Origin of the sequence: Bacteroides caecigallinarum (genome assembly GCF_021531075.1) — a bacterium.
Classification (GTDB): domain Bacteria; phylum Bacteroidota; class Bacteroidia; order Bacteroidales; family Bacteroidaceae; genus Phocaeicola; species Phocaeicola caecigallinarum_B.
The window spans coordinates 1-18,301 of sequence record NZ_JADYTJ010000032.1 but is presented as its reverse complement, the minus strand read 5'-3'; the positions used below and the strand labels follow the sequence as shown (position 1 = coordinate 18,301).

At 38.0% G+C, this 18,301-nt stretch carries 22 protein-coding genes and 1 tRNA gene; 19 read left to right on the top strand and 4 right to left on the bottom strand.

From position 1 onward, the window contains the following. Positions 1 to 9: 9 nt before the first annotated feature. The 3 genes from I6E11_RS09580 (at position 10) to I6E11_RS09570 (ending at position 2,498) form a co-directional block, all read left to right on the top strand. Positions 10 to 720 (top strand): phosphatase, encoded by a 711-nt coding sequence (locus tag I6E11_RS09580; protein ID WP_235337828.1) that lies wholly within the window; start codon positions 10 to 12, stop codon positions 718 to 720. Beyond that, the gene (locus I6E11_RS09575; RefSeq protein ID WP_235337827.1) at positions 717 to 1,190 is read left to right on the top strand and encodes a low molecular weight protein-tyrosine-phosphatase; all 474 of its coding nucleotides are present in this window, start codon (positions 717 to 719) and stop codon (positions 1,188 to 1,190) included. The genes I6E11_RS09580 and I6E11_RS09575 overlap by 4 nt, the downstream gene beginning before the upstream one ends. An 81-nt stretch (positions 1,191 to 1,271) precedes the next feature. Continuing rightward, the gene (locus tag I6E11_RS09570; protein ID WP_235337826.1) at positions 1,272 to 2,498 is read left to right on the top strand and encodes an anaerobic sulfatase-maturation protein; all 1,227 of its coding nucleotides are present in this window, start codon (positions 1,272 to 1,274) and stop codon (positions 2,496 to 2,498) included. Between the two features lie 57 nt (positions 2,499 to 2,555). On the opposite strand, the gene I6E11_RS09565 is transcribed toward I6E11_RS09570, so the two are convergent. From I6E11_RS09565 to I6E11_RS09550, 4 genes are read right to left on the bottom strand one after another with little or no spacing between them, the layout of a single operon-like run. Then, positions 2,556 to 4,454 carry a DEAD/DEAH box helicase gene (locus I6E11_RS09565; RefSeq protein WP_235337825.1) on the bottom strand — a complete coding sequence of 633 codons (1,899 nt, stop codon included), beginning with the start codon at positions 4,452 to 4,454 and terminating at the stop codon, positions 2,556 to 2,558. Between the two features lie 14 nt (positions 4,455 to 4,468). Continuing rightward, a complete protein-coding gene (locus tag I6E11_RS09560) occupies positions 4,469 to 5,392 on the bottom strand; it encodes a bifunctional riboflavin kinase/FAD synthetase (protein ID WP_235337824.1) in 924 nt (307 codons plus the stop codon). 5 nt (positions 5,393 to 5,397) lie between these two features. Next, complete coding sequence (locus I6E11_RS09555; RefSeq protein ID WP_235337823.1) at positions 5,398 to 6,012, bottom strand: HAD family hydrolase; 615 nt, start codon at positions 6,010 to 6,012, stop codon at positions 5,398 to 5,400. Between the two features lie 41 nt (positions 6,013 to 6,053). Then, complete coding sequence (locus tag I6E11_RS09550) at positions 6,054 to 8,684, bottom strand: calcium-translocating P-type ATPase, PMCA-type (protein WP_235337822.1); 2,631 nt, start codon at positions 8,682 to 8,684, stop codon at positions 6,054 to 6,056. Between the two features lie 389 nt (positions 8,685 to 9,073). Here I6E11_RS09550 and I6E11_RS09545 point away from each other — a divergent pair. The 16 genes from I6E11_RS09545 to I6E11_RS09470 all read left to right on the top strand — a co-directional run. Then, positions 9,074 to 9,147: transfer RNA gene (locus I6E11_RS09545), tRNA-Ile, on the top strand. 644 nt (positions 9,148 to 9,791) lie between these two features. Beyond that, positions 9,792 to 10,853 carry a DUF3871 family protein gene (locus I6E11_RS09540; RefSeq protein WP_235337821.1) on the top strand — a complete coding sequence of 354 codons (1,062 nt, stop codon included), beginning with the start codon at positions 9,792 to 9,794 and terminating at the stop codon, positions 10,851 to 10,853. Between the two features lie 131 nt (positions 10,854 to 10,984). After that, a complete protein-coding gene (locus I6E11_RS09535) occupies positions 10,985 to 11,464 on the top strand; it encodes a hypothetical protein (protein ID WP_235337820.1) in 480 nt (159 codons plus the stop codon). Positions 11,465 to 11,478: 14 nt separating this feature from the next. Then, positions 11,479 to 12,249 (top strand): Sak single strand annealing protein, encoded by a 771-nt coding sequence (locus tag I6E11_RS09530; RefSeq protein ID WP_235337819.1) that lies wholly within the window; start codon positions 11,479 to 11,481, stop codon positions 12,247 to 12,249. Between the two features lie 4 nt (positions 12,250 to 12,253). Then, positions 12,254 to 13,183 carry a hypothetical protein gene (locus I6E11_RS09525; RefSeq protein WP_235337818.1) on the top strand — a complete coding sequence of 310 codons (930 nt, stop codon included), beginning with the start codon at positions 12,254 to 12,256 and terminating at the stop codon, positions 13,181 to 13,183. A 92-nt stretch (positions 13,184 to 13,275) separates the two neighbouring features. Beyond that, positions 13,276 to 13,428 carry a hypothetical protein gene (locus I6E11_RS09520; protein WP_235337817.1) on the top strand — a complete coding sequence of 51 codons (153 nt, stop codon included), beginning with the start codon at positions 13,276 to 13,278 and terminating at the stop codon, positions 13,426 to 13,428. Beyond that, a complete protein-coding gene (locus I6E11_RS09515; RefSeq protein WP_235337816.1) occupies positions 13,409 to 13,618 on the top strand; it encodes a hypothetical protein in 210 nt (69 codons plus the stop codon). Before I6E11_RS09520 ends, I6E11_RS09515 begins: the two co-directional genes overlap by 20 nt. Further along, on the top strand, positions 13,611 to 13,787 hold the full coding sequence (locus tag I6E11_RS09510) for a hypothetical protein (protein WP_235337815.1): 177 nt from the start codon (positions 13,611 to 13,613) through the stop codon (positions 13,785 to 13,787). The genes I6E11_RS09515 and I6E11_RS09510 overlap by 8 nt, the downstream gene beginning before the upstream one ends. Beyond that, entirely contained in the window at positions 13,753 to 14,094 is a 342-nt protein-coding gene (locus I6E11_RS09505; RefSeq protein ID WP_235337814.1) for a hypothetical protein, read from the top strand. The genes I6E11_RS09510 and I6E11_RS09505 overlap by 35 nt, the downstream gene beginning before the upstream one ends. A gap of 4 nt (positions 14,095 to 14,098) precedes the next feature. Then, entirely contained in the window at positions 14,099 to 14,500 is a 402-nt protein-coding gene (locus I6E11_RS09500; RefSeq protein ID WP_235337813.1) for a hypothetical protein, read from the top strand. Continuing rightward, complete coding sequence (locus I6E11_RS09495) at positions 14,490 to 14,840, top strand: hypothetical protein (RefSeq protein WP_235337812.1); 351 nt, start codon at positions 14,490 to 14,492, stop codon at positions 14,838 to 14,840. Before I6E11_RS09500 ends, I6E11_RS09495 begins: the two co-directional genes overlap by 11 nt. A gap of 184 nt (positions 14,841 to 15,024) precedes the next feature. Continuing rightward, positions 15,025 to 15,669 (top strand): recombinase family protein, encoded by a 645-nt coding sequence (locus tag I6E11_RS09490; RefSeq protein ID WP_235337811.1) that lies wholly within the window; start codon positions 15,025 to 15,027, stop codon positions 15,667 to 15,669. 8 nt (positions 15,670 to 15,677) lie between these two features. Further along, the gene (locus tag I6E11_RS09485; RefSeq protein WP_235337810.1) at positions 15,678 to 15,896 is read left to right on the top strand and encodes a hypothetical protein; all 219 of its coding nucleotides are present in this window, start codon (positions 15,678 to 15,680) and stop codon (positions 15,894 to 15,896) included. A gap of 2 nt (positions 15,897 to 15,898) precedes the next feature. Beyond that, positions 15,899 to 16,489, top strand: coding sequence for a hypothetical protein (locus I6E11_RS09480; protein WP_235337809.1), 591 nt, complete (start codon positions 15,899 to 15,901; stop codon positions 16,487 to 16,489). Positions 16,490 to 17,472: 983 nt separating this feature from the next. After that, on the top strand, positions 17,473 to 17,778 hold the full coding sequence (locus I6E11_RS09475) for a hypothetical protein (RefSeq protein WP_235337808.1): 306 nt from the start codon (positions 17,473 to 17,475) through the stop codon (positions 17,776 to 17,778). 100 nt (positions 17,779 to 17,878) lie between these two features. Continuing rightward, the coding region (locus I6E11_RS09470; protein WP_235337807.1) for a hypothetical protein at positions 17,879 to 18,301 on the top strand (423 nt) is incomplete at its 3' end.

Here is an 18,301-nt window from a genome sequence, read left to right as displayed (position 1 = left end):
AAAGAAAGTATGAATATAGAATTAGACGTACATACCCATACCATAGCCAGCGGACATGCCTTCAGTACATTACAGGAGATGGCACAGGCTGCAGCAGCAAAGGGACTTAAACTGTTGGGAATAACAGAACACTCGTCAGGTATTCCCGGAACGTGCGACCCTATTTATTTCCGTAATCTTCATGTCGTGCCAAGACAAATGTACGGCATAGAGCTTCTTCTTGGAGCGGAAATAAACATAACCGATTTTAATGGCAATATCGACATGGACGAGTCCTATCTCCGCATGCTTGATCTCCGTATAGCCGGTATACATTCGCTATGTTATAATCACGGCACTAAGGAACAGAATACTCAGGGTATGATAAACGTAATTTCGAATCCATACATAAATATCATAAGTCATCCCGGAGATGGAACAACAAGCCTTGATTTCGAACCTATAGTGCTGGCATCGAAGGAGTATCACACACTTCTGGAGATAAACAACAGTTCGCTGAAACCATGCCGTAACAAGCCGGAAGCAAGAGGCAATAACCTGGAAATTCTTCGATTGTGTAAGAAATACGAAGTTCCTGTCATTCTAGGAAGCGATGCACATATATCTTTCGATATAGCCGAGTATGGCTATGCACTGCAATTGTTGGATGAAACAGAGTTTCCGGAAGAACTGATAATGAATACCGATGTGGAACGATTTAAAAAGTATATAGGAAAATGAAAATACTATTCGTGTGTCTCGGCAATATATGCCGTTCTGCAACTGCAGACGAAGTTATGCGTACCCTTTTGAGAAAAGAAGGTCTTGATAAGGAGGTGGAAGTGGATTCTGCCGGAACAAGTTCATATCACCGTGGCGAGTTGCCAGATGAACGTATGCGTATGCATGCAGCACGCAGAGGTTACCGACTTACACATCTGTCGCGTCCTGTATGTACCGACGATTTCTATAATTTCGACCTTATTCTTGGTATGGACGACCGCAATATATCAAACCTTCGCGATATGGCTCCGGATATAGAATCAGAAAAGAAGATTGGCCGCATGACAGATTACTGCCGTACGAAGGTGGTAGATTACGTTCCAGACCCTTACTATGGCGGAGCACAAGGATTCGAAAATGTATTGGATATATTGGAAGATGCCTGTCAGGGGTTGTTGGAAGAGATAAAGAAGGATTTATCGGAATAATCCTTTATGATTGTTTATTTGCACATACAATCATATTTACTTTCCTTTGTATTCGAAAGATAAAAACTATATTAATACACCATGAAACAAACTTTTGCACCTTTTGCCAAACCGCTGTATGTGATGACTAAACCTGTTGGGGCGGTATGTAATTTGGCTTGCGATTATTGCTATTACCTTGAAAAATCAAATTTGTACAAGGATACTTCAAAACATGTCATGAGTGACGAACTTCTGGAACGCTTCATTAAAGAGTATATAGGTTCACAGACTATGCCGCAGGTTCTTTTCACATGGCATGGAGGAGAGACACTGATGCGTCCGTTAAGCTTTTACAAGAAAGCAATGGAACTTCAGAAACAGTATGCAGGTGGAAGAACTATTGACAACTGTATTCAGACAAACGGTACGCTGCTTACAGATGAATGGTGTCAGTTCTTCAAGGAAAACAACTGGCTCGTTGGAGTGTCTATTGACGGACCTCAGGAATTTCACGATGAATATCGCCGAAACAAACAGGGATTGCCGTCGTTTGTGAAGGTTATGAGGGGTATAGAACTTCTGAATAAACACGGAGTAGAGTGGAATGCTATGGCTGTGGTGAACGACTATAATGCCGATTATCCTGTAGAATTCTATAATTTCTTCAAGTCAATAGGTTGCCACTATATCCAGTTCGCTCCAATTGTTGAAAGAATATTCAAACATAATGACGGTCGCCATCTGGCATCGCCTATGCAGGAGGGAGATAAGTTGGCCGATTTCTCTGTAACTCCGGAACAGTGGGGAAATTTTCTCTGTAAACTTTTCGATGAGTGGGTGAAGAACGATGTGGGAGAGTATTTCATACAGATATTCGATTCTACACTTGCCAATTGGGTAGGAGAACAGCCGGGAGTATGTTCTATGGCTAAGACTTGCGGACATGCAGGTGTGATGGAATTCAACGGTGATGTGTATTCTTGCGACCATTATGTATTCCCTGAATATAAACTTGGAAATATCTATCAGAAGAGTTTGGTGGAAATGATGTACAGCGAAAGACAGCAGGAGTTTGGACTGATGAAACAGAAATCTCTGCCTACACAGTGTAAGGAGTGTGAGTTTCTTTTTGCCTGCAACGGCGACTGTCCTAAAAACCGTTTCGCTAAGACTGCAACCGGCGAACCGGGACTGAACTATCTGTGTAAGGGATATTACCAGTTCTTCAAGCATGTGGCTCCATATATGGACTATATGAAAAAAGAACTTCTAGCCGAACGTGCTCCGGCCAATGTGATGGAAGCTATACGTAAAGGAGAAATATAAAAGAATGAAAGCCATATCATAACTCTAACCATGAGTCCTGATATGGCTTTTATATTTTTATTTTTTCTTTTTCTTCTTGCTCATTCCGGCGTCGTCAAATCCCGGATTTGAGGAGTTGTTGTCATGGATGAAGAACTGTTTCCAGTCGTCCTTATGTTTTGGTCCGCGTGCCGATGTATATCCGCGTTCCTCACGGCTTGGCTTGTCTTTCTTTGAGCCTTTCTTTTCTTTGGCTGGAACTTCTTTTGAAGCTTTTTCTTTTGATGAGCCGGAGTTGCGTTTCTTGCCACTCTTGTCGCTCTTGCCGTTGTTTTCGCCGGCAATTTCTACTATTATACGCTTACCCTTTACAGTTGCCTTGTTCAAGGCTCTAAGAACGATGTCTGTTTGCTGTTCGGCAACCTCGAAGAATGAGAAGTTCTGCATCAGGTCTATACGTCCTATCTGTATATGTTCCTTCTTTGTGTTGCGGTTAATCAGCTCTATAACCTGGTTTGCATAGAAACCATCAGTCTTACCCATGTTGAGGAAGAAACGGGTATAACCTTTTTCGGCCTTGCGTGCAGTTTTTTCCTTGTCGCTGCCTCGGTCCTTGCGAGGCTTGTCTGATTTATCTTTCTCGTTTGCCTTAGGCTGTTCTATTTCAGGTGCATTGCGGTAATATTCCAGGAAGCGGTTGAATTCCATTGACACCACACGCTTGATAAGGTCTTCCTTGCTCAGCCATTCAAACTTACGGTAGATGCTTGGGAGGAAAGCCTCTATGTCTTCCTCGTTCACCTTAACCTTTTCTATATCGTCGATAACCTTGATGAGCTGCTGTTCGCAAATCTCTTTTCCGGCAGGAAGTATTCCTATTGTGAATTTCTTGTTGATAATACGTTCTATCTCACGCATCTTTCCCTTTTCGCGCATGTTTATGATGGCGATAGAGATACCTGTCTTTCCTGCACGACCGGTACGTCCGCTTCGGTGAGTATAGCTCTCAGTATCATCAGGCAGGGCATAGTTGATTACATGAGTAAGGTCGTTAACGTCAAGTCCGCGTGCTGCAACGTCTGTTGCAACAAGAAGCTGCAGATGACGCTGGCGGAATTTCTGCATTACAAGGTCACGCTGGGCCTGACTCAGTTCGCCGTGAAGAGAGTCGGCACTATATCCGTCCTGTATCAGCTTGTCGGCTATCTCCTGAGTTTCTATACGTGTGCGGCAGAAGATGATACCGTATATCTGAGGGTAGTAGTCCACGATACGTTTCAGTGCGAGATACTTGTCCTTTGCGTGTACAATATATGCTATATGGTTTACGTTCTTGCTTCCCTCGTTCTTTGTTCCTATGGTTATTTCTTTTGCATTATGCAGATAAGTCTTTGCAATTCTTGATATTTCAGGACTCATTGTGGCAGAGAACATCAAGGTGTTGCGGTCCTCAGGCACTTTTTCGAGTATGGCATTGATACTCTCTGTGAATCCCATGTTTAGCATCTCGTCAGCCTCGTCCATCACCACATCTCTGATAGTTTCAAGGCGTGCCACCTTGCGTTCCATAAGGTCGATGAGTCGTCCCGGAGTAGCCACGATGATATGTACACCTTTCTTCAGACTTCTGATTTGACTTTCTATGGATGAACCTCCATATACAGGTAATATCTTAAGATCTGAAATATATTTTGAATAGTCAGTAAGATCACCTGCTATCTGCAGGCACAGTTCGCGTGTAGGACAGAGCACCAATGCTTGCGGTACACACTCATCAAGATTAATTTTCTGTATCAGCGGCAGACCAAATGCGGCTGTTTTTCCGGTTCCGGTTTGTGCCAGAGCCACTACGTCATTTCCGTTTCCAAGCAAATACGGTATAACTTCTTCCTGTACGGGCATAGGATACTCATATCCCATTTCTTCGATGGCCCTGCGTATTTCTTCGGAAACGCCTAATTCTTCGAATGTCTTCATTTGTTGTTTTTAAATTATTCTATTTTTGATATTATCGTCTTGTCTTTCTCCAGCTGTTCTATCAGCTCCTTCATCGAGGCAAACTTTATTTCCTCTCTTATTCTGCTGATAAACTCAATCCTCAATGGATGATGATATATATCACCGCTGAAGTCTATGATATGTACCTCTATACTGATATTGCTGCCATTGTTCAGGGTAGGGCGGTAGCCGATGTTCAGCATCCCTTTGTAAACAGTATTGCCTATGGGTACACGTACGGCATAAACTCCGTTTGCCGGTATAAGTTTTTCCGGACACGAAGGGATGATATTGGCAGTTGGGAAACCTATCTTGCGTCCTACTTTATGTCCGTCGGTTACTGTTCCGTCGATATAATAGTTATACCCTAGGAAACGGTTCGCAGTAACCACATCTCCACATTTAAGCAGCTTCCTTATGGCAGACGAACTGATGAAAGTATCTGTTATCTTGCACTTCAGAGGCTCAGCTTTTATTACAGACATGCCAAGTTCCTGTCCGTAGCGGCAATAATCCTCGAAAGTTTCAGTGCGGTTGTGTCCGAAACGGTGGTCATAGCCTATAACCAATGCGCGGACATTATATCTTTTAAGCAGAAGTTCCATAAACTCGCGTGCTGTAAGTTGCGACAGCTGTCTTGTGAACGGAAGAATTATGCAGTAATCTGCGTCAAGAGAACTGATTAGTGAAGTCTTTTGGACAGGACACGATAACAGTTCCGGCATATAGTCTGCCTGCATTACCTGACGCGGATGTACAGGAAAGGTGATAAGGGCACTTCTCAGACCTTTCTTATCGGCAATGTCGCGAACCTGTTTTACCAAATAGCGGTGTCCGGTGTGTACTCCGTCGAAGCATCCTATTGTTGCCGCGCATGGCTTTATGTCGGTCTTATCGTATTCTTCTATAAACTTCATTTTTATTATTTGAAAATCAGCGAGAGGTCTTCTCCCGGTATGTAATGTACGGCATTGATACCTACAGATTGTGCTGCATCGCAGTTCAGCTTTGAGTCGTCAATAAACATCGTTTCTTCAGCCTTGATACCCGCTTCTGACAATGCTTTGAGATATATTGCTGTGTCAGGCTTGGCAAGGTGCATTTCATGTGAAAGAAATAATTTTTTGAAGAAATCGTCAATGCCTAAACCTTTGTAACTGAATACTTTCGGGGCTACATTATCCCAGTGTATGGCATTGGTGTTGCTCAATATATACAGGTTATATTTTTCCTTCAGTCTGAAAAGCAGTTCAAGCTTTTCTTCCGGAATTCTGTCTATCATGGTATTCCATATTCGGTCTATTTCCGCATCCGAGATATCCTTGTTTGCTCTGCGACGCAGTTCATTGCGGGCATCATCATCAGAGATGTTTCCAAGTTCATATTCAAGGAAGAAACCTGTCTTATGTGTACCGGTTATTTCCTTATCCTCGAAACAGATACCTACAGCCTTGCATTCGGCGAGAAATCTGTCTAAGGTGACGTCAATTAGAACACCACCCCAGTCGAATATTATATTTTTGATTTTTGAATCCATATTTTAAGACCTTGTTAACTTGTCAACTGAAACCTTTTCAGCTATTTTTTAGAACTCATTCTCTTAATACCTCTCCATATTTCGCCAATCCAGAGTACAATAGAAGTTCCGGCAATGATATATACCCAATCCATCAGCGGAAGAGCTTCTGTACGGAATACCTTACCACCGAAGGTAACTATGATGAACTGACCTACTAGGATTATCAGTGCCACACTGAGCATGCCAAGAGCGTGACCTGCATCCTTGAAGATTGAATGATTTGTTCCGAATACGCTGGCATTGAACAGATTCCAGAACTGAAGCATCACGAACACGGTGAAGAATATTGTCAGGTTATGAACATCCATACCAGCGGTAGAATTGTTCATATATGCCATAAGTCCCATCAGTACGATAAGGAAGCAGATACCTGTACCGAAGATATTCTTCTGCATAGCCTTGCTGATGATGAAGTCTGTACGCTTACGAGGCTTTTCGTTCATCACGTCCATACTTGGAGAGATTGATGCCAGTGCCATAGCAGCAAATGTGTCCATAATCAGGTTCACCCAAAGCATCTGTGTTACGGTAAGTGGAAGGGCGGAACCGAAGAATGCTCCGAGGAGGACACTCAGCAATGCCACCACATTGATGGTAAGCTGGAACACGATGAAACGTTGTATGTTTTTATATAGCGAACGTCCCCACATTACGGCTGTAGCTATACTGTGGAATGAATCGTCGAGCAGAGTGATGTCGCTGGCCTCTTTAGCCACAGAAGTACCTGTACCCATTGACAGACCTACCTGGGCGTGGTTGAGGGCAGGAGCATCGTTTGTACCGTCGCCTGTAACTGCCACTACCGCACCTTTCTGCTGTAACAACTGTACAAGGCGCTGTTTGTCCATAGGACGCGCACGGCTCATAACCTTGATGTCGAGCACTCTTTCAAGAGCTTCTTCGTCGCTCAATGCGGCAAAGTCTGTACCTGTTATACGGTTACGTTCTGTATCATTCTCAGTCCACAAACCAATCTGGCGGGCAATTTCGGTAGCTGTTCCAGGAGTATCACCGGTTACAATCTTCACACCAATACCAGCCGACTGGCATTTCTTGACAGCATCAGGCACATCAGGACGTATAGGGTCGCTGATTGCAAATATTCCGAGGAATGTCATACCGCCTTCAGCTACAAGCTCAGCACAGTCTTCCGATTTTCCTTCAGGGATGATTCTGTATGCAAGTCCAAGGGTACGCATAGCCTTGTTCTGGTATGCAAGAAGCTGTTCGTTGTATGCCTTGATTTTATCGTCGCTCAATGAACATTTCGACATCACGATTTCAGGCGCACCTTTTATATATAGAACACGTTTGTTCATCACAGGTGAATCAACGAGTGTAGCCATATATTTTCTCTCTGTAGAGAAAGTAAGCTGGTTTACAGTATGAGCATTTTCACGCAGTGAGATATAGTTGGCACCCTTTCCGTTGAGCCACAAGAGCAAGGCCACTTCTGTAGGATTACCCACACCAGACGGTTTTTCTCCTTCGGCCTTCTCTTCAAGGAAAGCGGTAGAGTTTACGGCAATGCTTTCTGCCACAAGCTCAGGATTTGATTCGTCCACCTGTGCTTCATGAACCTGCATAAGGTTCTGAGTCAGAGTACCGGTTTTGTCTGTACAAATCACAGTGATGGCACCCATAGTTTCGCAAGCATGCATCTTGCGTACAAGGTTGTTGGTCTTCAGCATTCGGCGCATGTTCAGCGCAAGACTCAGTGTCACACTCATAGGAAGTCCTTCAGGTACAGCCACAACAATCAGCGTTACAGCCATCATGAAGTATTTCAGTACAATCTGGGCTACTTCAAGCCATTGTTCCCAAGTCTGAACTGTATTGGCCGTGAAATATGCATAAAGGTCCTTGCTTGTGAAAATCACGAAAGTAAGTGTTGCGATAGTGAAACCTACCTTACCAATCAGGTTGGCAAGTTTCTCTAACTGTATGTTTAGCGGAGTCTTTTCGTCACTCTGTTCTGTTGACTGGCGAGCCACCTTGCCGATTTCTGTAGCGTCACCCACACGGTCTACCCTCATCGTTCCGTGTCCGTCGGTAACTGTAGTACCACGCATTACGGCATTCGACGGATATGTAGCCTCATCGTCAAAATGTTCAGGGTCAGTAGTCTTGTTCACCATAAGTTCACCTGTGAGGTTCGCTTCATTCACCTGCAGTGAAACAGCTTCTACTAATGTTCCGTCGGCAGGAATCTCATCACCCGTATTCAGAATCACGATATCTCCGACTACGATTTCTTTTCTTGGAATCTCTTTTACCTTTCCGTTTCGTATTACGGTGACAGGGGTTTCTTCGCCCACGGCATTCAGAAGATCAAACTTCTTGTTTGCGTCATATTCAAAATAGAATCCGATACCTGTAGCCAGGAAAATAGCGAAAAAGATACCTATAGTTTCGGCGTATTCATTCTCGATAATTGATATGATAAGTGAAAAAACGGCAGCCACCAGCAGAACTCTGATGACAGGGTCCTGGAATTTTTCGAGATAGAGTTTCCAGATAGATGGACGTTTTGGAGGAGTAAGCAGGTTTTCCCCATATTTCTGACGGCTGGCAATAACCTCCTGGTCAGTAAGTCCGTTCAGATGATTTTCATTCATTTTCTGTGACATGTCTTTAATTTTTAATCGATTAATCGGTGCAAAAATACAACAATATCTCTGAAGTTACAGTGTTATGGGGTGTAAAACTTCTTAATAGGGTATATATGGGTTGTTTTTGATTATATAAATCACGTGTGTAAATTGTTGTTTTTCTTTGTTTTTCAAGCCTTGAAAAAACGCGGGCACGTTTTAGCTCAAACGCCAGCACGTTTTGTTTCAAACGCCAGCACGTTTTGTTTCGAATGTGTGCACGTTTAAAAACGCATTAGTATTTATGCTGTTTTAATATTATAAAATGACTATCTGAAATAAAAAAGTTTCATTTTTTTTCTTCAAATGTTTGCAGAATAAAAAATAAACACTACCTTTGCATCGCAATCGAAAATAAAGCGATTATCGGACTTGTAGCTCAGTTGGTTAGAGCAACAGACTCATAATCTGGAGGTCCCAGGTTCAAGCCCTGGCTGGTCCACGAAATAGAATTGTAAGTCACTGATTATCAGTGACTTTTCTTTTTTATAAATCCTCCCACTCCCTTATTTACTCCCCCTATCTTTTATACTAAATTAACCTCCCGGGGTTAAGAAAGATAAATTCCACATACTATTACCCCCCACTCCCCTTCAAACCCTTATACATGTAATAAACAAAACAATAACAATAGAAAAATCAAATTATAAATCAAAAACGAAAAAATATATCCCGGTTCGTCTAAATTTCAGAGAATGGTTTAGATTGAATTGGAAGGATAGACAGCAGGAAGTAAATATAGCAGCTTCAGTCTTTATATTTGAAACCAGATGTGTCTATTGAAGAGCTGAGTCAAAGTGAGAAACTTATGACGACGGCTCTTTTTTTTGTTCCGTCTCATATTCCTTAAAAGCCTTATTTATAAGAAGATAAATGAAATACTAATTATAAAATAAGTTTAATAATATGAGAAAATAGAAATGTTGTTTTTAGATTTTTTAAAGATGTGGCTGATTATAATTCGAGCCCTAATTGAAGTATTGGAAGATATGCGTAAAAAGAAAAAAGCATAGTATTCCATCCAGAGTTAATTAACCGGAGAATGATATGTTATTCTCCAAGTGACTAACAATAATGATGTACAATATGAAAGAAAGGACATCAAAAGCAATGGATTCTGTTATTTTGGAGGAAGTTGCACAAGGAAAAGAACTTAGCATCAGAAATAATGAAGATATTACAGATGCTGAAATTATTGAAGATGATGATAAGTTTTGGGCAGAAGAAAATCATCCCAACTTTATCGAATCTAATACCTCAGCAATTTCGCTTGAGGAACTAATTACAAAGAATATAATACCAACGTTTAGCGATAATACACTAACTATTTCGCACCAGAACTTTATCGGTGCAGTAACGAAAGTCGCTGAACAGGTTTTTGGAGGATTAACTCCGGTTGAATGCAGGGTATCGCATCCTATCATAGGAAGAATACCCTCAGCACAACACAAAAAAGCGAGTGAACTAAGAGAAGATGAAAAGACAGTGTTCTACCAGCGTTTAGCATGGGTAGCACATATAAAGAATATCACTCGTACCATAAATAACCAAACAGTTCATCTTTGTATAGGTGGAGTGAGAAGTTATAGCGAAGATAAACTCTACAGGACACAGACCGCAATGAAGTTTAAAATCTTTGTCGGCTGGAAAGTGAGAGTATGTTCGAACTTATGTTTAACATGTGACGGATTTTCAGGAACGATTGAATGTATGACCGAGGCTGACATTATGCAGAAGGCTTTGGAACTATTCAGCGGTTTTAATCCACACAAGGAAGAAACATTGAGACTTTTGGAGAATCTGAGAAATACAGAAATCTCAGAGGAATTATTTTGCAAGATCATAGGTAGGCTTAGATTATATCAGTTCCTGCCTGTGAACGAACAAAGAACATTACCATCGTTGACTATAGGCGATCAGGCTGTGAATGCGATGGTTAAAGGTTATGTATCAAACCCTAATTTCGGAAAGAAAGAGGGAGAGATTTTAACTTGCTGGAATCTACTACAACTGGCTAACGAAGCAGTAAAGGGATCATATATTGATACCTGGCTTGACAGAAACCAGAATTGTACTGATTTTGCATTAGGAATACAAAACGCCATAGAAGGTAACGATACTGAAGGCTACAACTGGTTCCTACATTGAAATATAAGGGCATTTTATCCTTATAAGATACCGGAGGAGGTATAGAATATCAAAGTTTATTAGAATACAGAATTATAAACCGAGATAATCTATACCTCCTCTTTTTGTTTCACCATTAAATAAAAACAGAAATGATAGATGTAAATATTGAACTTTTCAAGAGAACATCGCCTGTGAAAAAGATTGAAATTATAGAAAATCTGAAGCAGGATGAATTATTGGGTATATCGAAAGAAACCATACTCAGAATCGTCAAGGAAACAGGTAGGAGAAATACCGGCTCCAGAAATTATGAATTCTATGTAACCCCAGAAAGAAGAAGAGGAAATGACTGGAATTCTATTATAGAAGGTTTATGGCTATACAAAGGAAAATTAAGCCTCATAACCTATATTCAGCTGGACGATACAGATACCACTGTAATTGTACCGTTAAATGATTTTTTCAAGGAAGAGACTTTCAGAGGATCAATAAAGACTGAAGACTTCTACGGAAATATCCAAACAGAATACTTTGTATATGGGAAAAGAGCCAAAGCTGAAGTTATCAGAAGCTTTTGTCTTGAATACATCAATATAAAGTATAAATCAAAACTTAGTAATAACGAATAAAAACAATAAAGATTATGTGTAAATTCAACAAACCTCAAATACCAGCCAATGTAACGGTTGATGAAAGAAGAGCAATCTATTTTGACGCTCTTAGTTCACTTGATATGAATGATAAGGTAGAGAAGAGAGAAAATCTGAGCTACCTGAGTTGGGCAAATGCTTGGGCTGAATTCAAAAGAGCTTACCCAAGTGCAACCTACAGAATCGTGAAGGATCCAATCACCAATCTCCCATACTTTGCAGATGAGAGAACAGGTATAATGGTATATACGGAAGTTACAGTAGATGAAATAACTCATGAAATGTGGTTACCTGTAATGAATACTTCCAATAAGGCGATGAAACTTGAACCATACACTTACAAAGTTTATGATAAGTTCAAGAAGGAATATGTTGAAAGAACGGTTGAAGCAGCTTCCATGTTCGATATCAATAAGACCATTATGAGATGCTTAGTGAAAAACCTGGCAATGTTTGGTCTTGGACTTTATATCTATGCTGGAGAAGATATACCTGAAAAGATGGCTGACGATAATAATGTCAATACTCAACAGGAACCAATACCTGAACAACGTCAACAGAATAATACTCGTTCACAAGTAAAACCAGTACAAACCCCTGTAAAAAACGAAGCAGCAACAATCAAAGCAGAAATAATTGCTGCTAAAGATGTTACATCATTGGTTTCTCTCTATCTAGACTATACAGAGGCGATAGAAAGCAACCCGGAACTTAAAAACCTTCTCACAAACCGTAAGAAGGCATTAAAAACTTTAAACTCGTAAAATTATGGCAAGAATAGAACTTATCAATAATGGTGTTCTCTTCAAGGAAGATGAACATGAATACTGGCTTGGAGATAAACAACTTTTTGGAATAACCCAAGCCATACAAAGACAAGTAGCTGGACAGGAATATGATAATTGTCCTGAATATCTTATCAAAAGAGCCGGAGAATATGGTTCTGGAGTGCATAAGTCAATCGAACGTCTGATAAATGAGTTCCAACATGATGGTACGGTAGAGGTGGAAGATTTCAGAAGCCTCACAAAAGGAATGAATATTGAATCTTGTGAATATAATGTTTCAGACCTTGAACATTGGTCTAGTAATATTGATCTGGTTACAAGATTAAGCGATACAGAGTTCGGTTTATGTGATATAAAGACTTACTCTAATGCAAAGCTTACCAAATCACAATTAACAAAAGCGAGATACCAACTCTCAATTTATGCTTACCTGTTTGAATTGCAGAATAAGGGTGCTATAGTGAAGGAATTAACGGTTATCCATATCTGCAATAAGATAAAAAAGGACGGTACAATAAATCATGTAGCAGAACTTGTTCCAATAGATAGAATCCCAAGTGATATATGTAAGGCTCTATTGGATGCAGACTGTAAAGGAGAGCAATTTCAGAACCCTTATGATCTTCCTAAAGAGGTATCAAGCAAGGTAAAACGTATCATAAAACTCATTCAGACAAAGAAGGAGGCAGAAGAAGAGTTGAATTTCATCAAGAAAGACATTTTTGAAACAATGATCTTCCTGGATGTGAATAACTGGAGAGGCGAAGGTATTAGCATTACCAGAACTTCAGATACGACAAGAAGTAGTTTTGACTTGGCTTCATTCAAGAAGGCATTTCCAGACCTACCTTATGAAAACTATATCAAAACTTCAAATGTAGCTGGATCATTGAAAATTATGACCCTGTAAATTTAACTCGGAACTTAGACCGGGGAGATAATCATAGAATAATAAGAATAATATGATGTCTCTCCGGTCTTTTTTATGTATAACTTATGGATATGAAGAAAGAATACCATTGCCCAATATGTGGTAGAATACTGGTAGAGTCTGAAATCGAAGGTTACAGTTTTCAATGTCTGCACTGCGATGAAGATTTTACTGAATCAGAAGTAATAATTAAAACTGAAGAAAATGAGAAAACAGAAAAATAACAAACAGCAAAGTATGGAATTCCTTTTTGGTAAGGAAAATGCCAAGAAATCAATGTACCAGACAGTCTATGAAACCCATCATGAGACAGTCAGAGAATGTGAATATTGTGGTAAACCGATGACAAGATCCGAAGTAAATGATTTCGGTAGTCTATGTGAGGAATGTTACATGAAGGAATATTATGGATGAGATAATATACAAAGGAAACAAGATAGTATGTTTCTCTTCCAAGGATTTTCAGGCATTTATTATTAACAAAGACGGTGAGGTAGAGAGTGATACATTTACTACTCTACCAACCGCCCAAAAATGGATAGACAAATATGGGACAAAAATTACATGTAGCGAAGAAGTATGAAATCGAATATTCATCTTCTTTCGGATTTAACTATAAAGTGGTTGAATTTCATAATCTACTAATGGCACTCGGAATTTCTTATAATGGAGAAAGCTGGGATGATGATATTGAGGTTAATAGGGATGATTTTAAACAGGGATTAGATAAACTAAAAACTTATGATAAACTTGATGAGGAAGAAAGAACGAAAATTGATGAAGCATTGAGTGAGGTAGATGAACCTGTTGAGGAAATCATAGAAATAATGGAAAGGCTCTTAACTGAATCTGACCAAAAGAACGAATATATGTTGTTAGCTTTCTTTTGATATTATGGATAAGGAAAAACATGAAAACTTCGGAAACAAGAAAGTTTTTGTTTTAGAAGATGGTGAGAAAGTTTTAAAAACTATGGCAGATTCATTGAAAAGAAAAGAATCCGTATTGACTATGATAAATACGGATTGGTATATGGAGGCTGTCAACTTTATAAAAGGATATCTAAGTTTTAACGATGTATCTGAGATTGATATTTCAGATTATGATATAAGGTATTATTATAATGAAGATGGAGAAATTTATGACTACGACCTATTTTTTGTCGGATTGGATAATAAGGGGGATGTAGTGGTAAAAACTTCTAAAGACAATATATATTTCAGATTTTCAGAACTGGATGATGTTATGAGATTTGAGATTATTAATTCAATAATAAAAGATGTGTATGGAAAATAATGATTATAACCTGGAATTGGCTAGATATATCTGGTCAATACTAAAAACTCAGATTACAATATTTATGTCTTGGGGAGTAGTTCCTGAGAGTATGAAAGTGATTGAAGGAGGTTTGGAGTTTCATTGCCAGGGATTCAAACATAAAGGAAAAGTGCAGATTGTTCTTGATGAAGGGAAAGATCTGTTTGAAGTGCACCTAATCTCGGAAAATGGAGAAAAGATAAAAACTATAGAAGACGTTTTTCTTGATAATCTCATTTCTGTGGTAGATGAGAATATTGAAAAAACGGAAGACTATAAAAAACGGATTTCTGAAACGTATCGTATTATGGAGTTTTAGTGACTCTGAAGGAAAATGAATCCTGAGAAAAGTAGGAATATCAGAAAAACCGAAATTTCTCAGGATTTTCTGTTTGTAATAATCAAAACCAACTTTTGTGTTCAAAATATGGATGTGTTCAAATAAATCTATAACACTACTTTGGGCACAATAATGTATGTAACTATAATAATCAAAGAATAAAATGGAAACGAATGCTATAATTTATGCAAGAGTCAGTTCTGTTGGAGAAAGACAATCTACAGAAAGGCAAGTTTCAGATTTAAGGAGATATGCAGAATATTCGGGTTTCAGAATTAAGAGAATATTTGAGGAGAAGATTTCTGGAGCGAAGAAAAATCTGGAAAGACCTGTATTATTAGAAGCTATCGAATATGCAAAAAACAATAATATCAAGCATATACTCATATCAGAATTATCAAGACTTGGAAGAAATGCTTTTGAGGTCTTGTCTACTGTAAAAGAAATGATAGACAATGGAATCAACATTTACTTTCAGAAGGAACAATTTTCTCTGCTTGATGAAGAAGGTAAACCAAGTCTTTTTGCTCCAATAATGATAGCAACTTTATCAACATGTGCCCAACTTGAAAGAGATAATATAAAATTTCGCTTGAACAGTGGAAGGGAAAACTATATAGCCAAAGGTGGTAAGCTCGGAAGAAAGAAAGGAAGCATAAAATCAGAGGAGAAACTGAAAGAGGAGTATAAGGAAACTATACAACTTCTGAGAAAAGGCTATAGCGTTAGGAATATTGCAAAACTACAAGGAATTGGAATATCAACTGTTCAGAGAGTAAAGAATCAATTTGTAAATAATATAAAATAACAATGTGTATGGAAACAAAATATGTATTACTATTAAATTATTGTTCCGGAGCTTTAAATATAATAGAGCTGACGGATGAAGAAATAAACGAATCTTTCAGTTATGATGACTTTGAAAGTTTCCTTATGACTATTGAGGATAAGTATGGATTTAAACTGTCTGATTGTAATTGGATGACTACTGAGAACTTAAATATTTATAGATACAAAAATGGAAAGGAGATTTGATTATGCCTAATTGGTGCAGTACAGATTATTATATAGTCGGATCTAAGAAGGAAGTATTGGATCTGAACAAGAAAATGGAAAGACTTGAGAATAGAAAGAAGTCATTGGTAAAAAATGGTTTTGGAAATACATGGCTTGGAAATCTTGTAAATTACCTTGGCGGTGACTGGGAGAAAGTATATTGCCGGGGAGAATGGATGTGCAGGGAATATAATAAGGAGAAAAACACCCTCACATTTACTACTGAAACTGCATGGCAAGAAATGGATGAATGGAGAAAGTTTATCGAATCCTATTACAAGACAATTAAGTTTCTTTATGTTACAGAAGAACCTGGATGTGGAATATACCAGACAAATGACAAGGATGGAATATTCTTTAAATCCAAGTATGTTCTGGATTATACTGAAGATGTAGAATATTTTGAAACCATAGACCAAGCAGTAGAGTTTATTGAAGAACTTATAGGAATAAAGATTGAAGATAAAACGGTAAATGGTATTCAGAAGGCAATGGATAATTATGTTAAGGAGAATGAAGATGAAGAGGATTTATTCTTTTCATTCCATGAGTTTGAAGAAGTAGATGATTAATGTAAAGGGAGACTATCTGTAAAAAGGTAGTTTCTCTTTTTTTCTTCTTTGAGGTAAGGGGTAAGGGGTGTGTACATAATACCTGAAAAGGTGGAATAAAAAATCTACAGAGTATTCAAAAAACCTTTATACAAGATATAATCCCCTAAATAAACTATTCCATTATCCTATCGGTTATGTAATAATACTCTAACTCTTACCCTTGTCCCAGCTTTGTATTATACTATTAGTGGGACAGTATGAATAATAATATTAGGAAAAAGATAAGTATCTGATTATTAGATACTTTATCAAGTTGTAAGATATAGATACAATATCCCATTTATCTACTGGGACAACATAAGGAAAGAAATATAATATTATTTTCCGTCTATAAAACATCTAAAAATCTTATATTTGAAAGAAATAATACTCTTTATCGAGCGTAATATTGAACAAAAAACGTATATTTGTAATGTCCGACCGGAGAAATGGTTGGATCATAATAGAAAGCGTTTTTTGCTTTTATCCTGAAAACGAAATCGCCAATTTCAATAGTGAAGGGATGAAGGACAATATTACGCTCATTTTCTGTTTGTATATGTTTTCCTGTATAGCCCATGCTGTATAGGTACATATATCATACAGGCGTGGGAGTATTGTTTCTTTTTATTCATCTTCACGAGGTGTTTGGCGATACCTGTTTTCGATGGATAGAGTAGGAAAAGTCCTCACGCCTTCTTTGTTTAAAATTTAATACTGACTTCGGGGGCTTATAGGTAAGATATAATGCTATCTTAAGTATGTTTACTTTATTTATTTTTATAGTCATTGTATTATGTATAGCTGTAGCATATACAAAACACAAACAGAAACAGATTATTGGCTTATCACGAAATGAATTGCTCCAGAAACATCGTAGTGCATGTTCTTCGTATAGAAATTGGTTGATATTTTCCATTCTTATTTTCCTCATAGGCTTTCTTTTATCAGAATTCTATGATATGTATGAAACGGAAGAATATGAATATTGGTTATTTGGTACTCAAAAAGGAACTAGAGAAGTACTAACAACTGAAGCGTGGTGGTCATATATATTACGAACCTTAGGAGTGTTGATAGGAATTCCATGTTTGATAGGATTTATAGATAGAAGAAAAGCTATAAATAAATATGAAGCTATGTCTAGTAATGAATACTCCAATTTTCAACGGGAGGTTTATCAAGACATGGAAAATCAGAGAAGACAAGATGAAAAAGTAAAGGGTGCTAAGAATATAATAAAGATATTCAAGTTGTTTAATAATTAAAATATCGGTTATTAATATTATCATTCTATACTTATACTGTGGCTTTCTTTAATATAGACAAAATATTACTTAAAGTATAATTAAACTAATTTATTACGGTATGAAAATAGTCTCAAATTTAATTCTATGTATTTCAATGATCATGTACATAGGATGTGCTCCTAGTAAACAAGAACAAGAAAGGCAAAAACAACAAGCAATACAGGATTCTATTGCAGCTGTTGAATTTAACAAACCTGTAATGTTAAAAACATTAGAGAAAATAGAAAAAGAAAATCCAAGTATTGCTGAATTTTTTGATATTCCTAATATAGCTAATAGTATTAAAAGTAAATATGGAGAAAATTATTATTCATTTTTACAAGAACAAGTTAAGTCATATAATATACCTTCTAATATAGAAAAACGTAATAATATTTGGGGTGAAGCTGAAATGTATATATTGACATTAAAATTTGAAACTACGTGTTCAGGTATAATCAAATTTCAATACCATATTAATGAAGATGATATTGATGTATTT

Bases quoted from the DNA above. Each gene is read 5' to 3' on its own strand.
- I6E11_RS09480 (WP_235337809.1), top strand. From the start codon at position 15,899: ATGCCTAATTGGTGCAGTACAGATTATTATATAGTCGGATCTAAGAAG.
- I6E11_RS09560 (WP_235337824.1), bottom strand. From the start codon at position 5,392: ATGAAGTTTATAGAAGAATACGATAAGACCGACATAAAGCCATGCGCG.
- I6E11_RS09580 (WP_235337828.1), top strand. From the start codon at position 10: ATGAATATAGAATTAGACGTACATACCCATACCATAGCCAGCGGACAT.
- I6E11_RS09525 (WP_235337818.1), top strand. From the start codon at position 12,254: ATGGCAAGAATAGAACTTATCAATAATGGTGTTCTCTTCAAGGAAGAT.
- I6E11_RS09490 (WP_235337811.1), top strand. From the start codon at position 15,025: ATGGAAACGAATGCTATAATTTATGCAAGAGTCAGTTCTGTTGGAGAA.
- I6E11_RS09540 (WP_235337821.1), top strand. From the start codon at position 9,792: ATGAAAGAAAGGACATCAAAAGCAATGGATTCTGTTATTTTGGAGGAA.
- I6E11_RS09535 (WP_235337820.1), top strand. From the start codon at position 10,985: ATGATAGATGTAAATATTGAACTTTTCAAGAGAACATCGCCTGTGAAA.
- I6E11_RS09505 (WP_235337814.1), top strand. From the start codon at position 13,753: ATGGGACAAAAATTACATGTAGCGAAGAAGTATGAAATCGAATATTCA.
- I6E11_RS09530 (WP_235337819.1), top strand. From the start codon at position 11,479: ATGTGTAAATTCAACAAACCTCAAATACCAGCCAATGTAACGGTTGAT.
- I6E11_RS09475 (WP_235337808.1), top strand. From the start codon at position 17,473: ATGTATGAAACGGAAGAATATGAATATTGGTTATTTGGTACTCAAAAA.
- I6E11_RS09515 (WP_235337816.1), top strand. From the start codon at position 13,409: ATGAGAAAACAGAAAAATAACAAACAGCAAAGTATGGAATTCCTTTTT.
- I6E11_RS09520 (WP_235337817.1), top strand. From the start codon at position 13,276: ATGAAGAAAGAATACCATTGCCCAATATGTGGTAGAATACTGGTAGAG.
- I6E11_RS09565 (WP_235337825.1), bottom strand. From the start codon at position 4,454: ATGAAGACATTCGAAGAATTAGGCGTTTCCGAAGAAATACGCAGGGCC.
- I6E11_RS09575 (WP_235337827.1), top strand. From the start codon at position 717: ATGAAAATACTATTCGTGTGTCTCGGCAATATATGCCGTTCTGCAACT.
- I6E11_RS09495 (WP_235337812.1), top strand. From the start codon at position 14,490: ATGGAAAATAATGATTATAACCTGGAATTGGCTAGATATATCTGGTCA.
- I6E11_RS09550 (WP_235337822.1), bottom strand. From the start codon at position 8,684: ATGTCACAGAAAATGAATGAAAATCATCTGAACGGACTTACTGACCAG.
- I6E11_RS09570 (WP_235337826.1), top strand. From the start codon at position 1,272: ATGAAACAAACTTTTGCACCTTTTGCCAAACCGCTGTATGTGATGACT.
- I6E11_RS09510 (WP_235337815.1), top strand. From the start codon at position 13,611: ATGGATGAGATAATATACAAAGGAAACAAGATAGTATGTTTCTCTTCC.
- I6E11_RS09500 (WP_235337813.1), top strand. From the start codon at position 14,099: ATGGATAAGGAAAAACATGAAAACTTCGGAAACAAGAAAGTTTTTGTT.
- I6E11_RS09485 (WP_235337810.1), top strand. From the start codon at position 15,678: ATGGAAACAAAATATGTATTACTATTAAATTATTGTTCCGGAGCTTTA.
- I6E11_RS09555 (WP_235337823.1), bottom strand. From the start codon at position 6,012: ATGGATTCAAAAATCAAAAATATAATATTCGACTGGGGTGGTGTTCTA.